This window comes from Youxingia wuxianensis (assembly GCF_014385085.1).
GTDB lineage: Bacteria > Bacillota > Clostridia > Oscillospirales > Ruminococcaceae > Youxingia > Youxingia wuxianensis.
Genome location: NZ_JACRTD010000003.1, coordinates 13,292 through 30,981 on the forward strand (window position 1 = coordinate 13,292; position 17,690 = coordinate 30,981).

General features: G+C 54.6%; 18 protein-coding genes. All 18 read right to left on the bottom strand.

The window, feature by feature from the left end:
• Window positions 1-15: 15 nt before the first annotated feature.
• Window positions 16-795, bottom strand: a complete 780-nt coding sequence (locus H8705_RS04230) for a hypothetical protein (RefSeq protein WP_262394615.1) — start codon at window positions 793-795, stop codon at window positions 16-18.
• A gap of 24 nt (window positions 796-819) precedes the next feature.
• A complete protein-coding gene (locus H8705_RS04235; RefSeq protein WP_262394616.1) occupies window positions 820-1,125 on the bottom strand; it encodes a barstar family protein in 306 nt (101 codons plus the stop codon).
• On the bottom strand, window positions 1,116-1,469 hold the full coding sequence (locus H8705_RS04240; RefSeq protein WP_087170149.1) for a hypothetical protein: 354 nt from the start codon (window positions 1,467-1,469) through the stop codon (window positions 1,116-1,118). The genes H8705_RS04235 and H8705_RS04240 overlap by 10 nt, the downstream gene beginning before the upstream one ends.
• A gap of 18 nt (window positions 1,470-1,487) precedes the next feature.
• The gene (locus tag H8705_RS04245) at window positions 1,488-2,696 is read right to left on the bottom strand and encodes an RtcB family protein (RefSeq protein WP_262394617.1); all 1,209 of its coding nucleotides are present in this window, start codon (window positions 2,694-2,696) and stop codon (window positions 1,488-1,490) included.
• 35 nt (window positions 2,697-2,731) lie between these two features.
• On the bottom strand, window positions 2,732-3,091 hold the full coding sequence (locus H8705_RS04250; RefSeq protein ID WP_262394618.1) for a hypothetical protein: 360 nt from the start codon (window positions 3,089-3,091) through the stop codon (window positions 2,732-2,734).
• Window positions 3,092-3,109: 18 nt separating this feature from the next.
• Window positions 3,110-3,622, bottom strand: coding sequence for an SF0329 family protein (locus H8705_RS04255; RefSeq protein ID WP_117546228.1), 513 nt, complete (start codon window positions 3,620-3,622; stop codon window positions 3,110-3,112).
• A gap of 74 nt (window positions 3,623-3,696) precedes the next feature.
• Window positions 3,697-4,185 (bottom strand): DUF2262 domain-containing protein, encoded by a 489-nt coding sequence (locus H8705_RS04260; RefSeq protein ID WP_262394619.1) that lies wholly within the window; start codon window positions 4,183-4,185, stop codon window positions 3,697-3,699.
• 71 nt (window positions 4,186-4,256) lie between these two features.
• Entirely contained in the window at window positions 4,257-5,006 is a 750-nt protein-coding gene (locus H8705_RS04265) for an SMI1/KNR4 family protein (protein WP_262394620.1), read from the bottom strand.
• 476 nt (window positions 5,007-5,482) lie between these two features.
• A complete protein-coding gene (locus tag H8705_RS04270; protein WP_262394621.1) occupies window positions 5,483-6,592 on the bottom strand; it encodes a hypothetical protein in 1,110 nt (369 codons plus the stop codon).
• 22 nt (window positions 6,593-6,614) lie between these two features.
• Entirely contained in the window at window positions 6,615-6,929 is a 315-nt protein-coding gene (locus H8705_RS04275; protein ID WP_262394622.1) for a hypothetical protein, read from the bottom strand.
• Between the two features lie 15 nt (window positions 6,930-6,944).
• The gene (locus H8705_RS04280) at window positions 6,945-13,163 is read right to left on the bottom strand and encodes an immunity protein Imm33 domain-containing protein (protein WP_262394623.1); all 6,219 of its coding nucleotides are present in this window, start codon (window positions 13,161-13,163) and stop codon (window positions 6,945-6,947) included.
• Window positions 13,164-13,178: 15 nt separating this feature from the next.
• Window positions 13,179-13,529, bottom strand: coding sequence for a DUF6547 family protein (locus H8705_RS04285; RefSeq protein ID WP_262394624.1), 351 nt, complete (start codon window positions 13,527-13,529; stop codon window positions 13,179-13,181).
• A 25-nt stretch (window positions 13,530-13,554) separates the two neighbouring features.
• Window positions 13,555-14,403, bottom strand: a complete 849-nt coding sequence (locus tag H8705_RS04290; protein ID WP_262394625.1) for a hypothetical protein — start codon at window positions 14,401-14,403, stop codon at window positions 13,555-13,557.
• Between the two features lie 29 nt (window positions 14,404-14,432).
• Entirely contained in the window at window positions 14,433-15,002 is a 570-nt protein-coding gene (locus H8705_RS04295) for an RNA 2'-phosphotransferase (RefSeq protein WP_262394626.1), read from the bottom strand.
• A gap of 17 nt (window positions 15,003-15,019) precedes the next feature.
• Window positions 15,020-15,568 carry a hypothetical protein gene (locus tag H8705_RS04300; RefSeq protein WP_262394627.1) on the bottom strand — a complete coding sequence of 183 codons (549 nt, stop codon included), beginning with the start codon at window positions 15,566-15,568 and terminating at the stop codon, window positions 15,020-15,022.
• Window positions 15,569-15,585: 17 nt separating this feature from the next.
• On the bottom strand, window positions 15,586-16,554 hold the full coding sequence (locus tag H8705_RS04305) for a hypothetical protein (RefSeq protein WP_262394628.1): 969 nt from the start codon (window positions 16,552-16,554) through the stop codon (window positions 15,586-15,588).
• Between the two features lie 11 nt (window positions 16,555-16,565).
• On the bottom strand, window positions 16,566-16,976 hold the full coding sequence (locus H8705_RS04310; protein ID WP_262394629.1) for a DUF6966 domain-containing protein: 411 nt from the start codon (window positions 16,974-16,976) through the stop codon (window positions 16,566-16,568).
• Between the two features lie 14 nt (window positions 16,977-16,990).
• A complete protein-coding gene (locus H8705_RS04315; RefSeq protein WP_262394630.1) occupies window positions 16,991-17,677 on the bottom strand; it encodes a hypothetical protein in 687 nt (228 codons plus the stop codon).
• Window positions 17,678-17,690 lie beyond the last annotated feature (13 nt).

Sequence of the window (17,690 nt, forward strand, 5' to 3'; positions counted from 1 at the left end):
CCTGACAAATCCTCTTTAATAATCAAGCAGGATGGGCACCTGCTGTTCCTCGGCAAACCGCATGGCCCGCCAGAACATGGAAAAGGCGAACTTGGCCAGGGATTGGGTATCGTACTGGGTGTGTTCCGGGATGTCCGCTTTGCTGTACTGTCCGTCCGAGCCTATGGTGCCGTCCACCGGGTAGCCCTCGGTGTCGGCCCAATCGAGGATGGTGTCCTCATCCGCCTGCCATGCCAGCTGGTTCAGCTTCTCCAGTTCCTTCCGCAGACCGCCCAGGGTGGCGATCATAGCCTGATCGTCGGTGGGCAGAGGGGCCTGAAAGAAGAAGGCATCCGACAGAGGCAGCCACCAAGTGGCCCCACGGAACAGGGACCAGACCCGCTCCTCATCTGATGCAAGGCGGGAGATCAGAGGATGCTCCCCAAAGTCCCAGTTTTTCTCCACAGTAGGCGGCACCGGCTCTCCATATGTATGGCAGGCGGCCACCAGCAGCATGGCGCCGAAGGCGTCCCAGTCCGGCTTGTCGGTGTAGTAGGGTTTCTCATTGTCCTCCGGCCAGGGGGCGTAGGGCTCCTGCCCCGGCTGGGCGATGGCAGCCAGAATCTGGTCCCGCCAGTTCTCTACCGCCGCCTGAACCTCCGCCGGGGACAGCTCCTCCCCATCATCGGCAGGCTCTCCATCTGGGGTAATCCGGTTGAAGGTATATCCATTTTTCTCAGCCCACTGCTGGACAACGGTTTTCCAGTTGTGAGAGTAGTACCGGGTCAATGTTCCGGCGTAGATGTCAAGTCCCATAGTGATGCCTCCTTTTTTGCTTGGTCAAAGCCGTTCCAGGGTACAGTCGTGCCCGGAATGGTCGGTATCCAAAATGATTTCCACAATGGTGTCCATAGTCTCTTTCCCGAGATTACGGACGCCTTTTTCAAAGGCCAGCCACTGGATGTGGATGGGTTGTCCATACTCATGCCGCCCAAAACCGCCCCGGAGAATATCGTTAAAGGCGTTCAGGTTCCGACCGATCTTCCAGTCCAAACCGAAGGTAAATACCCGCTCCACCTCGTCATAAAAACCGGCCATGTTAGAAAAGCGGCGGCCGTCGATGGTGAACACCTCTCTCATATCCATATAAATGGCTCCTTTAAGTGGTATTTCTCCATGATCTTATTTTCCAAAGCTTCATAGGCATCCATATCCTCTGGCTGCGCCGGAATGCCTTTTTCCCACCAGTAACCGTTCCCATAGTAGAAAGACATAGCCCAGTAATAAGGCAGGTCATGGCTGAATACCGCCACTCCCAAGGCATCGGCCACTGGCGCTGCCAGCGGTGAGCGTTCCACTGTCTGGGAGGCTTCCGCATAGGAGATCCCCACCAGCTCCACCAGCAGATGCTTCACCAGTTCGCAGAAGCTGTACTGGTTGAATATGACCTGACCATCCTCATCTTTGAACACAAGTCCATCTCTCACCATGGTATTTCTCTCCGTTTTTTAATCCTCATCCCCGGCCTTGAAGTTGTAGATGGGGCGGATGATCTTCCTCACCTCCGCCGTGGGGCCGATGTTGTCCAGAATATCCTGCATCCCCTTGTAGGCCATGGGGCACTCATCCAAGGTAGCCTTGCTCACCGAGGTAGTGTAGACCTCTGCCATCTGCTTTTTGAATTCAGACACCGTGAATGACTGTTTAGCGTCCGCCCGGCTCATCAGGCGGCCGGCGCCGTGGGGAGCGGAGCAGTTCCAGTCCTCGTTACCCTTGCCCACACAGAGCAGGCTCCCGTCCCGCATATTGATGGGGATGAGCAGCTGCTCGCCCTCTTTGGCGGACACAGCCCCTTTCCGCAGGATCATGGCATCGGTGTCGATGTAGTTATGGATAGTGGTAAACTGTTCCTCCACATGGAGCTTCATGCCTTTGATGATCTCATCCATCATGGCCTGCCGGTTAAGCATGGCGAAGTGCTGGACGATCTTCATGTCGTGGATATACTGCTCAAACAATTCTCCGGACACATAAGCGAGAGCTTTGGGGATGTTAGTTTGCTTGATGTTTTTCAGTTTCTTCAGTTCTTTCTGGATTTCATTCTCCCGGCCCTCTGCCTTCATCTGAGCCACCAGCGCCTGCAGGGAGGCATCGTCGGTACGGTTGAGCACCTTGTAACCCGCCTCCTGATAGTAGGCGGCCACCTCTACGCCCAGATGACGGCTGCCGGAGTGGACCACGATGTAGAGATTCCCTTCGTCGTCCTTGTCCACCTCAATGAAGTGGTTCCCGCCGCCCAGGGTGCCGATGCTCTTTTCTGCCCGGAGCAGATCCACATGGCGGGCACAGCACAGTTCGCTCAAGTCGATCTGGCTGAGATAGCGGTGGGCCTTATCCCGGATGGAGAAGCCGGAGGGGATCTTCTCATAGATCAACTTGTCCAGTTTCTGAAGCTCCAGCCGTCCCTCCCGGATGCGGGTGGTTTCCATGCCGCACCCAATGTCCACACCCACCAGATTGGGTACCACCTTATCGGTGATGGTCATCGTCGTGCCGATGGTGCAGCCCGCCCCGGCGTGGATGTCGGGCATGAGCCGGATACGGCTGCCCGCCGTAAATTCTTGGTTGCACAGTTCCTGAACCTGTGCGATGGAGGCACTGTCCACCACATCGGTGAAGATCTTGGCCTGATTGTATTTTCCTTTAATTTCGATCATAATTTCCTCGCAATATTCTATGGGGCATGGCTCTGTCAAGTCATTTCGTACAGCAGGGCCGCGTCGCCCTGCACCAGTTCCAGATGGGAGCGCAGCGTTTCAAGTCCGCTTTGTACCGCCTGGGTGGTCAGATCCCAGTCCGGGGCTATTTTAGCGGCCAGTTCCGGGAGGTCCTGCTCCCGCAGAGCTGCCAGCAGTTTAGACGCTAACTCTCCCTCCAGCAGAGCACAGTCCAGGGTGTCCTCCGTCTGGGGAGCAGGAAAACGGACATCCAGATCAAGCTCGCTCTCACACCAGTCCCAGATGGCCATATAGACCGCGCCGGAGCAGTCGCCGTTGGACAGTTCCTGCCGCCGGCCGTCTTTGAGAAGATAAAAGGATGCGATCTGTGACATGGCAATTCCTCCTGAATGTTATTCTTTATCTATCAGCCCTTCTGCCTGCATCCGGATCACATAAAAGGTCCGTACCCAATCCAGCTCCTGCTCCATGGATTTCCCCAAAGCCAGCAGTCGGCGCTTTCCCAGCCTGCGGTCCAGGAGGGCAAAGATGCGGACAAGAGGATTCTCGCTGACAAGGCTTTTCTCGATGCTCTGGTTGTCAAATTCATGAAATGCCTGATAGAAAAAACCGTTGTCAAAACAGCCATCGTTCAGTGTTCCTTCATGGGCCAGCCGGAAAGGGGCCTTTGGATCGTCCTGGCCGATGCCCTCCCGCCGCAGGGCCTGATATCTGTTCCAGTAGTTCTGTTCATAGGCATAGTAGTTACTTCGCAGCACCTCCACGCCGTCCAGTCGAATGGCTGCCCGGCCTGTTTGGTCGTGGCTTTCCCAGTAGCTGGTGGCAAAATACTGGATGTGGCCCCGGAGCGCCGGGCACAGGTAGTCATTCTCCAGTTTGTTTCGGATTCCGCTCCAGGTTGACATAGGTACTTGTTTCCTTTCTGATGCCGTTGCGGGCGTTGCCCTTTCCGCAGAATTTGCCTTTTGTGTTTGAAGTGTTATCCGTTGAATCCGCCGACTTCAATTTTATATTTGCAGTCGACCTCGATACAAACTAAATGTCCCATGAAATAGTCGGGTTCCGCATCCAAATCGATGTAAAAGCCAGTTTCACTTCCATTTACAAATATTGTTACATTGTTTACGAATAGTGCTTTTACAAACTCATCTTCTGAAATCTTCCCATCCGCTTCCAGCGTTCCATCTTCGATCATTTCATTCACGACGTCTATGCAGTCATCGTTCTCATCCAAAAATGCTTGGATAATGGTATCTTTATGGTCATTGACCCAATTTACCTTTTCCAAAACGATATCGCCTATATTTCCCTCTGTGCTCTGAAACTCAAGGAGAATTTTAGTCTTTCTATCCCATACGGTCCATTCTCCAACATGAAAGCCGAGTTTGCGATCAAATACAAATTCCGTATTTCCCAAAATGATTTTATCCGGCATTTCGACCCTTTTCTTCTTTGAAAATAGTCCCATATATACCTCCATAACTTTACATGTATTACTGTGCCCGCCAGTCTCGATAGCGTTTTTCATGGGCGATGTTTTCAGTGTTCATTGAGATACCTCGCCAGTTTCTTCTCCAGCAGTTCTGTCATATCATTGCAGAGGCGCTTTACCTTGTCCTGCTCATGGGCGTAGTACCAGATGGTTTCCTCTCCGGGGCGGAGCAGGAGCTGGTCGCCGTCCGCTTCTTTCCAGAACTCGCCCAGCACACAATACCGCTCTCCATGGATGGTCAGATCAAACATCCCGGAAAGGGTAAGAATCACGCCAGTGGATACATTGATGCCTGCGGTCAGCAGGAAAAACTCCCGCACCTGGGACGGGAGCGTGAAGTCCAGCACGCTTTCTTGATCCCTGATCTGTTCCTCCGTGGCGGCAGGCTTGATCTCATCAGAGGTGTCCAGCACCTTTGCCAGCGCCTTGGAGAACTTGGGGTATCGGCCAAACAGCTCCGGGTGGCTGGCCTTGAATTCCTTTTGCTTTTCCCGCTGCACTCGCTCCTGCTCCTTGCAGAAAGCGTCCAGTTCGGCCAGATACCGCTCCTGGTAGAGATTGCTGGCTTCAAATGCTAAGCCGCTCTTTTCCAGAATGGCGATGGCTCCCTTTTGGCTGCCAAACACCGGGACCCACTGAAAACCGTGTCGGCAGGGCTTCAGTTTCAGAAATTCTCCCCGACTCAGCAGGGCTTCCAACTCCGTCTCATGTTCGTCCCACCAGTTCTGCCAGGTTTCAGGAGTTTCCCGCCCCTCGACCAAGTCCAGAAGTTTTTCAGTCAATGATTCTCTGTTCATAGGTGTCCACGCTCTTTCTCTGCCATCACGATACTTGTGATTCCATGACTTCACCATTATGGTTGATGTAAGTGTAATGAATAAAATCCTCGTCCACAAGCAACAGGTATGGACTGAAAACTTCCCATACATCATGATCGCTCATGATGTCAGAATATTTGCCAAATACATAAATCTCAAATAAGGCGTCTGTTCCCATTAAAAAGCATAAGTAGGCATTTCCATGGGGATATGGGCAAACTTCTTGGACTGCCAGCTGCCCCAGCTGCTCAAAATTGAGTTTTGAGATAAAGGTTTCAATTTTGAGTGCTTCCGTTTCATCCGCATATCGGTATTTTTGAGAAAAATATTCGATACCTTTTGTGAGACGGTCCTTATATTACTGTATCTCTGCTCTTTTCTGCTTTATTTTGAGCTGTGCTTTTTTCTGCTCCAAAAGCAATTTCCTATCATAATCCATCGTCCATTTCTCCGTTTCAGAGGTCGCAGGAATAGATGCTCATGGCCCCGTAATCGGTGTGCAGGACAAGCCCGCTTTGGGTAAAAGCAAAATTCACCTGCCGCACCACAAAGGGGTCATCAATGGTGGCCAACAGCTGGCCACTGCTGGTATCCCACAATTCTATGGGGGAGTTGCCCCGCTCCTGCTGGACAGCCATCAGGCTGCCCCTTGTCCGCACCATACAGGTGTCTGAAACACTCAGCCCCTGCCGGACGGAAAACGGGAAGGGATTGTCCATCTCTTCTCCGGTCTGGGTCAGATAGAACTTCCCGCCCACCGAGAAGCACTGGTCATCCGGAGAGAAGAAGGGATGCCAGCCCGCATTGGGGATCACGACTTTTTGGCCGGACTTCAGATCGACCAGCACATACTCCCCCTCGGTGACGCGGTAAGCCGCTTTGCTCTGCCGGGGAGAGAGCATCCCGAAGCAGTAATAGGCGAAATTCGGGTCTTTTGACTTCTTGCATTTCACCGTTTCCCGCCACACCTCTGCGTTGCTGACAAAGTCAAAGACGACGATCTCCTCTCCTGTGTACCACAAGGTCAGGCTAACGCTCTGGTCCAGCATAGTCCTCATGCTGTTTTTCTTGTTGGCAAAGGGCGTGATCTCATGGGTGCGGAGTGAAAACTGCTGGAGAAGATAGCTGTTGTTCAGCAGCAGGGTATCATTGGGGCAGAGGACCTGCTCATAGGTCATTCGCTTGGCGCCCAAGGAAACTGTTTCAAGGATCTCCCCGCTGCCATCGAAGTGATAAAGGATCTCGTCCTCGAAATCGCCGGCTATCCTTGTCAGGAAGAAGTCATCCCTCTCGGGAGATGTTGCCAGAGGCATGAAGCCGTTGCTGTCCTTTCCGACAAACCGATGGTACCGCGCCTGCCCAACAGCGGCGTCTGGATTCTGATAAACAAAGCCCTTCCGCATCTGGCCCATCATGGCGCTGGACGCCTTGCTCCTGACCTGGAAGGTGGAGTCGCACAGGATCTCCTTGACCTTCCCGCCGTTCAGACAGGTTCGGATGGTATGGCCGTCAAGTTCAATTTGCCACTGCTTGTTTGTGGCGGGGTTGAGAAAGGTTTTTCCCATTGGCGCAGGCACCTCCTTTTCCTCACTCAGAACAAAGCCCAAATCTCTGCATGATCCCCAGCAGCACCTCAGCTTCTCGAATTTCTTCATTGAGCAGATCATCATAGTCATGCTCCAGCTGCTCCGCCTGATCGGAGAGCCAGACAAACTGCTTCTGTGCCTGGTCATACTGCTGATGGACAAACCGGTATTCGCCCAAAAAGCAGCGGACCCGGGCCTCGCTGACGGTGTCTCCGTCCTGACAGGCAAGTGCCGCCGACAGGCTTTCCAGGGCTTTTTCTTCCAGTCCTCTTGCCATCTGCATTTCGGCTTTCTGGAGATATAACTGCGTTGTCATTGGAACCGCCTCCCATCAATCCCACCAGAAGTACCAGACGATGGACTGCCACAGGACATCTGCCAGTGCGCCCACTGTGGCGTCCTCCGGCTCCTGATCCACAATGTCTGGACAGAAACCGTACTGTTCCAATGCCACTTCCATGGCGTTCTTCTTGGAAATGGGCGCCGGAAGCAGGAACTCCAGCTCATCGTGGCTCATGGCGGCAGGCACCGCGCCGTACCGCTCGAACCAGTATTTGGCCGCTGCCATTAGTTGGGGTGTGTCGGGGCACTCGTTCCAGTTTCCGAAGGGCAGATACGCGAAGATCTCCCAGGGGTTCTTCACCGGAATTTTCGCCAGAATGAGAGGATGGGTCATATCGGTGTCGGAATCCCAGTAGCAGGAGATACGGTTATTCTCATAGCCGCCCTCCATCTCGCCCAGGATTTCCTCATCCCAGTCCATATCGTCATCCTCGGCTTCTTCCTTGCGCTGGCCGGTCAATTCCTCCAAAACCGCCTTTCCGTCTTTGACGGAGGTGGAGAGCATCTTCTTCCGGTACTCCGTTACAGTTTTGAGGTCAAATTCGTAAATGTCTGCATCATTCTTCGGGTCGGCGTTCATCACCAGACACTCCAACAGCGTTTCGTCATCCGCCTTGATGAGCACCGGCACAAAGCCTTCCTGGGCGCTGTCCCGCTTGGCATAGTTGTAGGCTGCCATGATGGGGTCATCGTCCTTCATGGAGGGAAAATAGGTGCATTCACAGTCCAGATACTCCATCAATGCCTTGGCCAGTTCAGAAGGCTCCAGCGTGTCCTCATCGAAGTCCTGTCCCTGCCAGTTGGTGAAGCGTTCCTCGATCACCTCTGCCATGGCCTGGTAGTAGTCCTCGTCAAAGGGGATGAACAGATAGGCTTCGTCCTGGATCTCGTCGGAATAATTGCGCTCTTGCCCAATGATGCCAATGGCATAGTCGTCGATGTCGCTGGGGAAATAGGGGCTGTCCGGCTCCCCATAGTAGTAGGAAGCAAAGGCTCGGCCGATCTTGTTGAACATCGGGCCCACCAGCTGCCCATCCAGCTCATCCCGGATAAACGCCCGCAGATCCACGCCGGCAGGATCAGCCTTGACCTTTTCTGCCACCTCTTTGTACTCCGCGAGGAATTCTTCACCCATCAGGTCGTGCTCCATGCACCAGCGCAGGTAAATGGCCATGTGGTTGTAGGCGCTCAGCTCATCCACCGGCAGATTCTTTTCCTGAATGGTTTCCAGGTGCCAGTCAGCGCAATCCATTTCCATCACGCCGCCGTCCTCCACACTGCCAAGTTTGCCCATAGTCATGGCGTTGGGACGGGTATTGTAAGTCACAAAGCTGATGCCGTCCATTTTGTCCAACAGAGCATCTGCGTCATGCTCCATCTTATATTCCAATTCCTCTCGGTAGAGGGGAATCACCTGATAGAAGTTGACCTCCTCGCCACTCGGCAGGATGCAGACCTCGCTGCCATCTTCGGTGTCCTGGGGACCGGTCAGAATGGCGGCGCACAGCTTTGTGCCCTTTGCGAAGTCCTCCTCATTGTCCATGGTATGGCCGAAGCCCAGCCAGGTATCGCTGGCAATGGGCAAGCGGGCCAGGGTTTTCAGCAGGCGGATAGGCCAGTACCACCGCTCATTCTTCGAATCCTCACGCTTCAGCTTCCAGTTCCCCGGCAGCGCGATGGCCAGCTCCGCCCGCTCCAGCTTATATTCCGCCAGTTCCTCCGGCACATTCATCCGGTGAGCGCCCATCCCCATGGTGACCAGAGTGTAGTAGTCCCGCTTCTCGGAGGGCGGCACCACGCAGATATCCACATGGATGTCCGGGGAAGAAAGCTCATGGAACACATTCTCGAACTCACCGAAATACTGCTGGATGTGCCCCTCGACGGCTTCCATTTCTTCCTCGGTGTAGACCTCGGGAACACCGGATTCCTCATCCTCGGGCGCTTCACCGTCCGGGTCATCGCCGTCATCGTCAGGGTCACCGTCCGATGACGCCCAGGAGATTTTCAGGGTCATCTGCTCCTCCGGCAGTCCGACGCCAGGGCTGCGGGTGATGGTGTGCTTATCATCCTCCGCAAAACCGATGGTCTCTCCATCGTGCAGTTCCACATCGTTCTCCAGCACATAGGAGGCAAGACTGGCCAAAAAGTCCCGCAGATCGCCCGGCTCGGCATCGGTGCCCAGCACCTCCATCTCGTCCTTGCCAAACGACGCCATGCCATAGGTGTAGCCGTTCATGCCATGCTCATCCCGCCAAAGACCGAACCAGATCCAGTTGAAGATGGGCAGTTCGTCCTCCTGCATCATATCGGCAAAGCCCTCATAGAACCGGGGCTCAAACACCACGCCGCTGGTGTAGATGCCGGTGGCATATTCCTGGCGGCAGCAGGCGGCTACCACCTTGGTGAACAACTTGCCCTTTTCCAGCAGATCTTCCTCTTTGCCCAGCACTGCTACCATGATGTGGGCGCGGTGCTCCCTGGCAACCTTGACCGCATCCTCCCACATATAGTTGTTTTCCGCGTTGCCCTCGGCCTCGCCGCCGGGGATAGGATAGTTATTCAGGCTGACGGCGGCCAGCATATCGCCTACTTCAAACACCAGCGCGTCGTCGTCCTTTTCCTCGCTGGCATCGTATTCATCCACGGCGATGTCCCACTTTTCTTTCATGTCCCGGATGAACTGCTCCTTATCCCATTTTCCCTTGGACAGCAGTACAAAGCCGGTGAAGATGCCGGTGCGGTCGGCGTCCGTTTCCTCGGAAGGTTCCGTTTCCTCGTCCGCATCTTCATCGAAGGCGGATTCCGGCTCCAGCCCACGGATAAACTCCTCGAAGCTGTCCGCCAGATGGGTGATCTTGTAGTCGTTTTCCTGATCCACATGGACCACCGCCGGCTCCCCCTGGGGGCCGCAGGCCCGGTAGTCCAGGAAGATCATGTCGTGCCCGGCGCTGGGGCAGTCGCAGATGGCCACGCCGATGGCCGGATACCCCCACTCATCGATCATAAACTGGCTCCCCAGTTCTCCGCAGAGGGAGCAACTCTTTTCCCGCCCGATGCCGAGGATGCCGGTGATGGCCACATGATCCTCTGCCCAGCTGGTGGGTTCGTCGGTGGGGTAGCAGTCGTTCACCGGGATGCCGCCGTTGTGCCGCTTCATGAGCCAGATATAGGAGGCGGGCAGCTTGTAGCCCAATTCTTCCTCCACACTGGTGATCAGCTCGTCAGAGGGAGGGTCGCTGACATATTCCTTCAGGGCGTACTCGTTATCGTCCCAGAAGTTTGTAAAGTCGAAGCCCTCAAAGGGAACGGCGCCGGGGACAAACTTGGCCTTCTTTTTCCGTCCGGCCCGGCGCCGGCGCTTTGCGATCTCCTCCTGGCACTCCTGAATCACCGCTGGGGCATTCTCGTCCTCCGGGTCCAGCTCCGCCCACCGCTGGGCGTAGGGGATGGCCTTTTCCTCCTGATGGTAGAGATACTGGTATCCATAAGCCATCCGCATATTCCACTGGGCCTTGTCCTGGCCTTCCTCCCGAACCGATTCCAGTAATTCAATGGCTCGGAGCAGGGCTTTTTCTGCCTTGTAGTAGGGTGGTTCCTCTTGATGGTCGCCCAGGATGGCGTAGTTTTCCAGCGCCTGGGCCATGGCATAGACGATGCGGTAGTTCCGCCAGTCCTCCGGGATGGCGTTCAATGCCTGGATGCAGCGGGTGTACTCGTCCTCGTCATTCCACTGCTCCAGCTGCTGGAAGAATTCTTCTTCGTTCTGCGGGGTGTAAGGGATATAGTCCATGCCCGTCAGCGTCTCGTCCAGTTCGGAGGCCTGATCCTCATCGTCCGGCTCCTCCTCGGACGGCGTTTTCAGGTTCACTGTGCCTGCTTCCCGACGGAAGGTGTGGAAGCTGGCCCAAGGGATGTCGCTGTCCTCGAAGAATTTCTTAGCCATCTGGAGCGCCGTTTGGATGTCCCAGGCGATGAAGTCCACATAGCCGCAGAAAAGGCCGGTGGCTCCACCAGTGAGGGTGAGGATCTCCGGGCCGTCGCCAGTGGTGAACACTTCCTCCAGCTTGTCCCGGAAGTCGAAGATCTTATCCGTTCCTTCCTCCTCCCGCAGGGTATCCAAAGGATAGCAGAAGAAGCCAGCCACCGCGCCGTCGGCATGGAGAGCGTCCATGAAGTCATTGTCGGCATCCAGATAGCCGTTGATGAGCGGCACGCAGTTGGTGGAGCCGGCCATCACATCCAGCCGCCAATCGGCATCCGGGTCCTTGTTGGGTTCCATTTTGTAGCCGAGGTAGCTGTTCAGATAGGCTTCCGGGTCGGTGGAGAGATTCGCTCCCTTTTCCTTCAGCTTGTCCGGCAGCTGGGACATGGGGATGGACGGCTCTGCCCTGGGGGCCTCCAGTACATCAAAGCTGCCTATGTATCTCATGTGGGGGATCTCGCCCAACACCTGGTCGGTGAGGGTGGTGAGCATCCACCAGACCCGGCCTTCTTCTTCCTCCAGCATGGGCAGCAGCTTTTCGCAGTAGGCGGAGAGGGCGAAACTGTTTTTGCCCTGCTGCTCCAGCCAAATCTGCACATCCTCCCCAGAGATGTCCCAGCCATCGTCGGTGCGAAAGCCGATGTTTCGGATGGGCTGACGGCCCACCAGGATGTTCCAGTGCTCCAGCACCTCCTTGGGGGCGTGCTTCTGGAAATAGACCAGCTCAAAGAGCTTGACCTTATCCCCCTCCGGGGTGAGGATCAGCTCGTACTTCTCGCCGCCCACGCCCATCTCGAAAGAGATTTCGTCAAACGCCTGGTTCAGAATCCCTTCCACCCGGTCCACCAGCTCCTGGCCCCGGGTGTGGTCCTTGTCCTCATCCATCATCCGGCGAAGCTGGGCTTCCTGCCGAGCAAAGTCCTTCCATGTAGATTCCGTCCGCTCCCGGAAGCACTCCCAGAACTGCGGCAGAGAAATACCCTTCTTGCACGAGTCAATTAGTTCCTCCATGTCCTGTCGGGTGTTGAGTTTCGGATCATCACCGGGATGCAGTTCCAGAGCTTTTTCAAAATGCCGCAGAGCGCGGCCCTCCTGATCCAGATAATAATAGGCATACCCCATACGGAAATTCCAGGAATAAGTATCTCCCAGTTCCTCCTCATGGGACTGCATCAGTTCCAGTGCCTGGTGAAGCAGCTTCCTTCCCTCCGGCTCGCTGGAGTCCGCCAGATTGTTGTAGGCGCGGGCCAGCTCCATATCCATTTCCGGGGTACGCTCCTCGGCAGAGATTGCCTCCAGTGCGTCAACGATTTTCTGGTGTTTGTCCTCCTCATGCCACTTCTGGCACTGTTTCAAAATGTCCATATCAGGGCCCTCCTCGTCCTCATCCGGTTTCCAGTCTTTGATCTGCTGGAACACGCCGTTCTCATCCCGCTCAAAGGCGCAGGGGGCGGGGGTGTTCAGCAGAGGAATGATGTCGGGATCGTCGTTGCAGATTGTGTTCAGCTTGTAAATCCCGGCATTGTTGGGATCGTCCATGTACGCCTCGCTCTCGTCACCAGCGGTGAAGCGCCAGCCGCTGTCCCAGCCGCCGTCCGGCTTCTCCCGGTAGCAGTAGCTCACCTTACAGCCCTCCACCGTGATGCGGTTGGTGGCGATACAGCCATCGGCGCCCTCCCAGTCGGGAAGCAGATGTTTCACATCTTCCGCCTTTACATGGTAGTCCCGGTTGCGGCCGGAGGCTTCGTACAGCTCTTTCCGCAGCGCCTCCACATCCCGAGCCATCTCCTGGATCTCCTCGTTGTCCATCATCTCACTGAGGTCATATTCCAGCGGATTCTGGGCAAAATCCGCCAGTGCCTTGTTCATGGCGTCATGCTCCTCTGGCGTGACGGTGATGCGGATGCGGCGGGTAGGGGTGTTGTACTCGTCCAGATCCTGAAGGTTTACACTGCCGCTGACGCTGCACTCCAGCAGGATGGCGGCCAGATCAGTGACCACATCGATGGCGAAGTGGAAGTCCATCTCCACGCCATCGGAGTGTGTAAACTCCAGATACTCCACGGTCTGGCGGAAGTCCCAGTTCTGCTTGTCCAGCCCAATCTTGGCAAAAATCTCGCTGAGGGGGATCTCCTCCTTCTTCTGATCTACCAAAAAGGCCACAAGGTTCAGGCTGTCGTCCGAGCCTCCGATAAAGTTGCCCCAGTATTTTTTGATATACATCCGTCACGCCTCCTTTTATTCCGGCCACTCATCTCCGTCACAACGGCTGATGAAGTCATAGTGCAGGCTCTCAAAATAGTCGTTGGGATAGGATTCACCGTCCTGATGAAGCTCCAGCCCCTCCAGATCCATCATCTCATTGATATATGCAAGGGTATCGTGGATACCCGCAATATGTTCGTCCTGAAGCATCTCGGCCAGCACATCTTTCTGCTCCGGTGTCAGTGCGGCGAGAAGATCATTCTTCGCCTTGTTGTCCTCCGTCTTGGGAAAGCCATCACCTTTGACCCACAGGGCCGTCATGCTGCCTTTCCGCTCCACAAGGCCGTCAATGAATGCTTTATACAGTTCCAGCTCCTTGCTCATAGCAGATCCTCCATTCCCAAGCAATTTACTTTCGGATCAAACTCCCGTTATCAATGAGGGCAGCCTCCCGGATGCGCCGGAGGGATTCCGGCTCCAGCAAAAACTCCCGCAGGTTCGGGTCCTCAAAGAAGGACATGGGACGCACCTGCGTCGGCCCGGCAACCGCCCAGAGCCGCGATGTTGCCAACCGCTCCGCTGTCTGGAGCGCCTTCTCCCGTTCGCCCAGATAGAGGTAGCGGGCGATTGCGTCCCGATAGGAGGAGTCAGCCATGGGCACGCCTTGAATCTCCTCAAAGAGATCTACGGCATCCCTGGCGGTTCCGAACATACAGCAGTGGTTATAGAACTTCCGCCTGGCATCGGGATCGTCCTGTGAGAGTTTCTTATTCTGTTCCACCAGCTTTGCCCAGAGCTGCTCCTTCGTCTGGGGCTCCTCCGGCTCATGGTAAGGGTAGTTCTTGTCATTGTCCGCAAAGGGCATCACGCCCCGCTTGAGGTAGTCCATAAGGATGTCACAGAACCGATCCCGCTGGGGGAGGCCGTTCTCAGCCCGGATGCGCGCCTGTTCCTTCGTCAGCGCCTCAATCAGTTCCTGCTCCCGGTGGAGCCGGATGGCCGCCACCGTCATGGCGATCATGTGTTCATCGCTCACATTGCTGTAATACCACTCCTCCAGCCAGGGAAGAATGGCCAGATCCAAAGCCAGGGCCTTTTCATAGTCCATGTTAAAATAGGCAACCTCAGCCTTAACCGCTGCTACCTGATGGGGGTATTTATCGGCAAAGGATTCCAGCGTGTCCAAGGCTTCTTCTTTGCCATCCATGATCTCATAGCAGACCATGCGGACTTTCTTGGGAAGTTTCACGACATCCATGTTGACGCCTCCTTCAGCCTTTTTTACGGTCAATGCTGTTTCAATTCATCCTCCAAGCGTTTCAGATAGGTCGCAGGAACCACTTTTGTCAGCCAGACTCCATTGGCGGACAAGTAAAAGCAATATCCGTCCCGGTGCATCTGGCCGGCATCCACCAGGTAGATCACAGGTTCTCCATGCCGGCGCCCAACTTTCTCCGCTGTTTCCTGATCCGGTGAAAGATGAACATACAGACGGCTCCTGGGGAGTAGTCCCTGGGCCTCGATAGAGGCGGCAAACCGCTGGGCTGTTCCGTGGTACAGCGTCTCCGGAGGTTCAGTCACGGGGAGTTCCACATCCACCTGGACGGAGTGGCCCTGGTTGGCCCGGATTTTTGTCCCGTCCTGGCTGAAGGAATATCGCTGCTTTTCATCACTCCGCACAATTTCATCCAGAATGTCCCGGTTGATGGGGTATTTTCTGCTGATACCCGCCAGCAGCGCATTGACATCCGCCCAGCCGTGGGCATCCAACTTGATCCCAATGACCTCCGGCTTGTGCCGAAGGATCAAACTGATATATTTGCTGATCCTTGTGAGATCGGGCGTTGTTTCTCTCATAAGTAACCTCTCGAAAATTATCTTTTAAGCCATCGTTCCAGCATATTGATTTCTTGAAATGGATGCCACAGCAATTCTGCCATTTGTATCGATTCCTGCTGCTCTGACTCCTCAGAAGGATTAGAGCAAGGCGTTAAGTGCAGTACCAATTCTTTCTCTGTTTGATTTTGGATGGCAATTTGATGACCATGTGTATCCATTGTCAACACCGTGAATTGCCGCTCATACAAATCCAGGAGAAGCAGAGGACACTCCACTCGATTTTGGTCGGATAAGTACACCTGTGACTTCAAACACATATACCGGCCATTCGCAGAAAACACAGGAGTTTGAGGAGGAAAATGGGCTTTGTATGCGTTCAGTAGCAGGAGGGGATGCTCTCGGTTTTCGAAAACGGCCAGACAGCCTACCTCGTTGCACATAGTGACTTCTGCAATGGAATAGATCAAGATGGCGTATTTACCAGTTACAGACTGGGTAAGTTGATCATAGACATAGGGAAAATGCTCCCTAATCCTCCAGTGAGGCAGGTTTTCAAAGAGATAATTCCAGCCGTTGATGTCCATTGTTTCCCTCTATTCTCTCAAGTCATCTCCACCCGGATAATAGGCCGGTAGAAGTCATAATCGCCGTTCAGTTCCTTGTCCTCCTGCACTTCCGGCTTGCAGTGGGGCGAACAGGGCAGAAAACCGAGAAAGATCCCCAGTCCGCCGCAGATGCTGCGCCCGCCATCACCGCCGCAGGTGGTAAACTGCTCGGCCTTCACCACCTCCCGCATATAGGGGTCATAGGCAATGGACAGGCCGAAGAAGTTGGGTTCCTCCATATCGAAGGGCTTGTCCTCATCCTCCGGGCTTTCGAAGTGGTGCAGGTGCATGGAGTAGTCCATTCCATCTCCCCAGGGGAACAGGGTGCGGCACCCACCGCCGCACAGATAGGCCCACTCGTCTGCCGCAGGCAGCGAAAGCCCCTGCTTTTCCAGCCCGGCAAGAAACGCATCGTAGTCTGTGCGGTTATAGATGCAGATCTGAAAGCCCTTTTCCGTCCGCTCAATGCGGGCTGACTGGTGCATAGTAAGGCTGTCAAGGTCACTCCAGGCAAACTCCCGGAACTTCTTCAGCCAGTCAGGATGGGCGGACAGTCTGGGATCGTCCATTGTGACCGGCTCCCAGCAGAGTTCCTCCAGCTCCCGGCCCACCAGCATAGGGCCAATAGCTGCCTGACGAACAGGAGCCATTCTTTCCCGGATCATCTCCTCCGGGTCCCGCTCCAACTCCCATTCCCGGAACAGGTACTCCAACTCATCCCGGCTCTCCTGATTCAGCCCTACAGCAAATTGTTCCCAGCCCAGGGTGATGGTATCACCGGGGACAAAGACGAACTCCCGGCCATCTTTCTCGAATATGCCGGTGGTACAGTTCTTGCCCCAGCGGTCAAAGGTATGCAGGCCAAGAAAGGTCATATCATAACGAGTAGCCAGGCTTTCCATCAGCGCCTGCTTCTCGGTGGTTTCCATTTGATTGAATTGGGTGCGAAATAGTCTTTCGTTCATAGCAAGTCCTCCTACAGCCTATCCAGATTTTCCTGTAGATCGCCTTGCCTCAAGTGTTGGGCAATGGCTTGGTTCAGTGCCTTATGGGGGTGATAGGCTGCCTGCTCTACATCGTGGAGGCACTCCTCCATCAATGCCTCCGGCAAAATGCCTTCCCGTTTGCCATAAAGATGGCCGAAGGCATAGCACACAGACTTTAGAAAGTCAAAAATGTAGTCGTGATTTCCGCGCATACTGGGCAGATCATTGAATGAGCCCATACCACCGTATGCCCGAAGATGATGGGCAACCTCCCGCCGCTGGTTCCAGTCCTGAATGTCCCGCTCCAACCAGTCGATCCAGTTCTTGAATTCCGGATGGTCTGCCTGAAGGATTGAGCGCAGACAGATCAGAGCCTCGGTATAAATATCTGTCTGTTTCATCAGATTCCTCCCAACTATTTTCCGAAATGCTCCAGATACAAATCCCGCACAGAATAAGGGCCTACAAGGTTCGTTTCCTGTCGGCCATCCCAGGAATACACATGAATTTTGCCCTCGTCCCCAATGTACTGTTGTTCCTCAAAGGATGCGGGGAATGGGAAACTTTCTACCATGTTCCAGTTGATCTTGGATTTCAGCTCATCAAACTCCTCGCGCTTGAGCCTTTTGAAGTTAAACACCAGTGCTGCCCCAATCCCATCGAACAGCAAGTCTGCGTATTCTCTGGGGGTGATGCTCTCGCTCACATTGGCGGCATCAATATTGACATCCAGAACCTTGTTGCCGCAGTTTGTCCAGATTTTATCGGGAGAGAACCAGGTGGTGCGTTCCTCAGAGTCTGCAAAGTCCTCACGGGGATACCATCCGTTTGCGCTGTCCGGCTTGACGCCTTCCCGAAGCGGCCCGTTGTACGGGGAAAGTGGATAATATTGGTGCCGCACCGGATCAAATCGGTCAAACGAAGTTTTCAGCAGATACCTATGCTTTTCGCTTCGCATGAGCTTATGGGGCTTCACGATATTTTCTTCGATCAAACTCCAAATGTACTCATCTACACGGATGGATACACGGGGACGGCTGAATAGTGTGATTTTGTTTGTGTCTGTATCCACATTGAGCCAGACACGATTGATTTCAACCATTGTCATTCCTCGC

Excerpts from the sequence above, each read along its gene's own strand:
- H8705_RS04230 (WP_262394615.1), bottom strand. The coding sequence starts at position 795 with ATGGGACTTGACATCTACGCCGGAACATTGACCCGGTACTACTCTCAC.
- H8705_RS04235 (WP_262394616.1), bottom strand. The coding sequence starts at position 1,125 with ATGGATATGAGAGAGGTGTTCACCATCGACGGCCGCCGCTTTTCTAAC.
- H8705_RS04240 (WP_087170149.1), bottom strand. The coding sequence starts at position 1,469 with ATGGTGAGAGATGGACTTGTGTTCAAAGATGAGGATGGTCAGGTCATA.
- H8705_RS04245 (WP_262394617.1), bottom strand. The coding sequence starts at position 2,696 with ATGATCGAAATTAAAGGAAAATACAATCAGGCCAAGATCTTCACCGAT.
- H8705_RS04250 (WP_262394618.1), bottom strand. The coding sequence starts at position 3,091 with ATGTCACAGATCGCATCCTTTTATCTTCTCAAAGACGGCCGGCGGCAG.
- H8705_RS04255 (WP_117546228.1), bottom strand. The coding sequence starts at position 3,622 with ATGTCAACCTGGAGCGGAATCCGAAACAAACTGGAGAATGACTACCTG.
- H8705_RS04260 (WP_262394619.1), bottom strand. The coding sequence starts at position 4,185 with ATGGGACTATTTTCAAAGAAGAAAAGGGTCGAAATGCCGGATAAAATC.
- H8705_RS04265 (WP_262394620.1), bottom strand. The coding sequence starts at position 5,006 with ATGAACAGAGAATCATTGACTGAAAAACTTCTGGACTTGGTCGAGGGG.
- H8705_RS04270 (WP_262394621.1), bottom strand. The coding sequence starts at position 6,592 with ATGGGAAAAACCTTTCTCAACCCCGCCACAAACAAGCAGTGGCAAATT.
- H8705_RS04275 (WP_262394622.1), bottom strand. The coding sequence starts at position 6,929 with ATGACAACGCAGTTATATCTCCAGAAAGCCGAAATGCAGATGGCAAGA.
- H8705_RS04280 (WP_262394623.1), bottom strand. The coding sequence starts at position 13,163 with ATGTATATCAAAAAATACTGGGGCAACTTTATCGGAGGCTCGGACGAC.
- H8705_RS04285 (WP_262394624.1), bottom strand. The coding sequence starts at position 13,529 with ATGAGCAAGGAGCTGGAACTGTATAAAGCATTCATTGACGGCCTTGTG.
- H8705_RS04290 (WP_262394625.1), bottom strand. The coding sequence starts at position 14,403 with ATGGATGTCGTGAAACTTCCCAAGAAAGTCCGCATGGTCTGCTATGAG.
- H8705_RS04295 (WP_262394626.1), bottom strand. The coding sequence starts at position 15,002 with ATGAGAGAAACAACGCCCGATCTCACAAGGATCAGCAAATATATCAGT.
- H8705_RS04300 (WP_262394627.1), bottom strand. The coding sequence starts at position 15,568 with ATGGACATCAACGGCTGGAATTATCTCTTTGAAAACCTGCCTCACTGG.
- H8705_RS04305 (WP_262394628.1), bottom strand. The coding sequence starts at position 16,554 with ATGAACGAAAGACTATTTCGCACCCAATTCAATCAAATGGAAACCACC.
- H8705_RS04310 (WP_262394629.1), bottom strand. The coding sequence starts at position 16,976 with ATGAAACAGACAGATATTTATACCGAGGCTCTGATCTGTCTGCGCTCA.
- H8705_RS04315 (WP_262394630.1), bottom strand. The coding sequence starts at position 17,677 with ATGGTTGAAATCAATCGTGTCTGGCTCAATGTGGATACAGACACAAAC.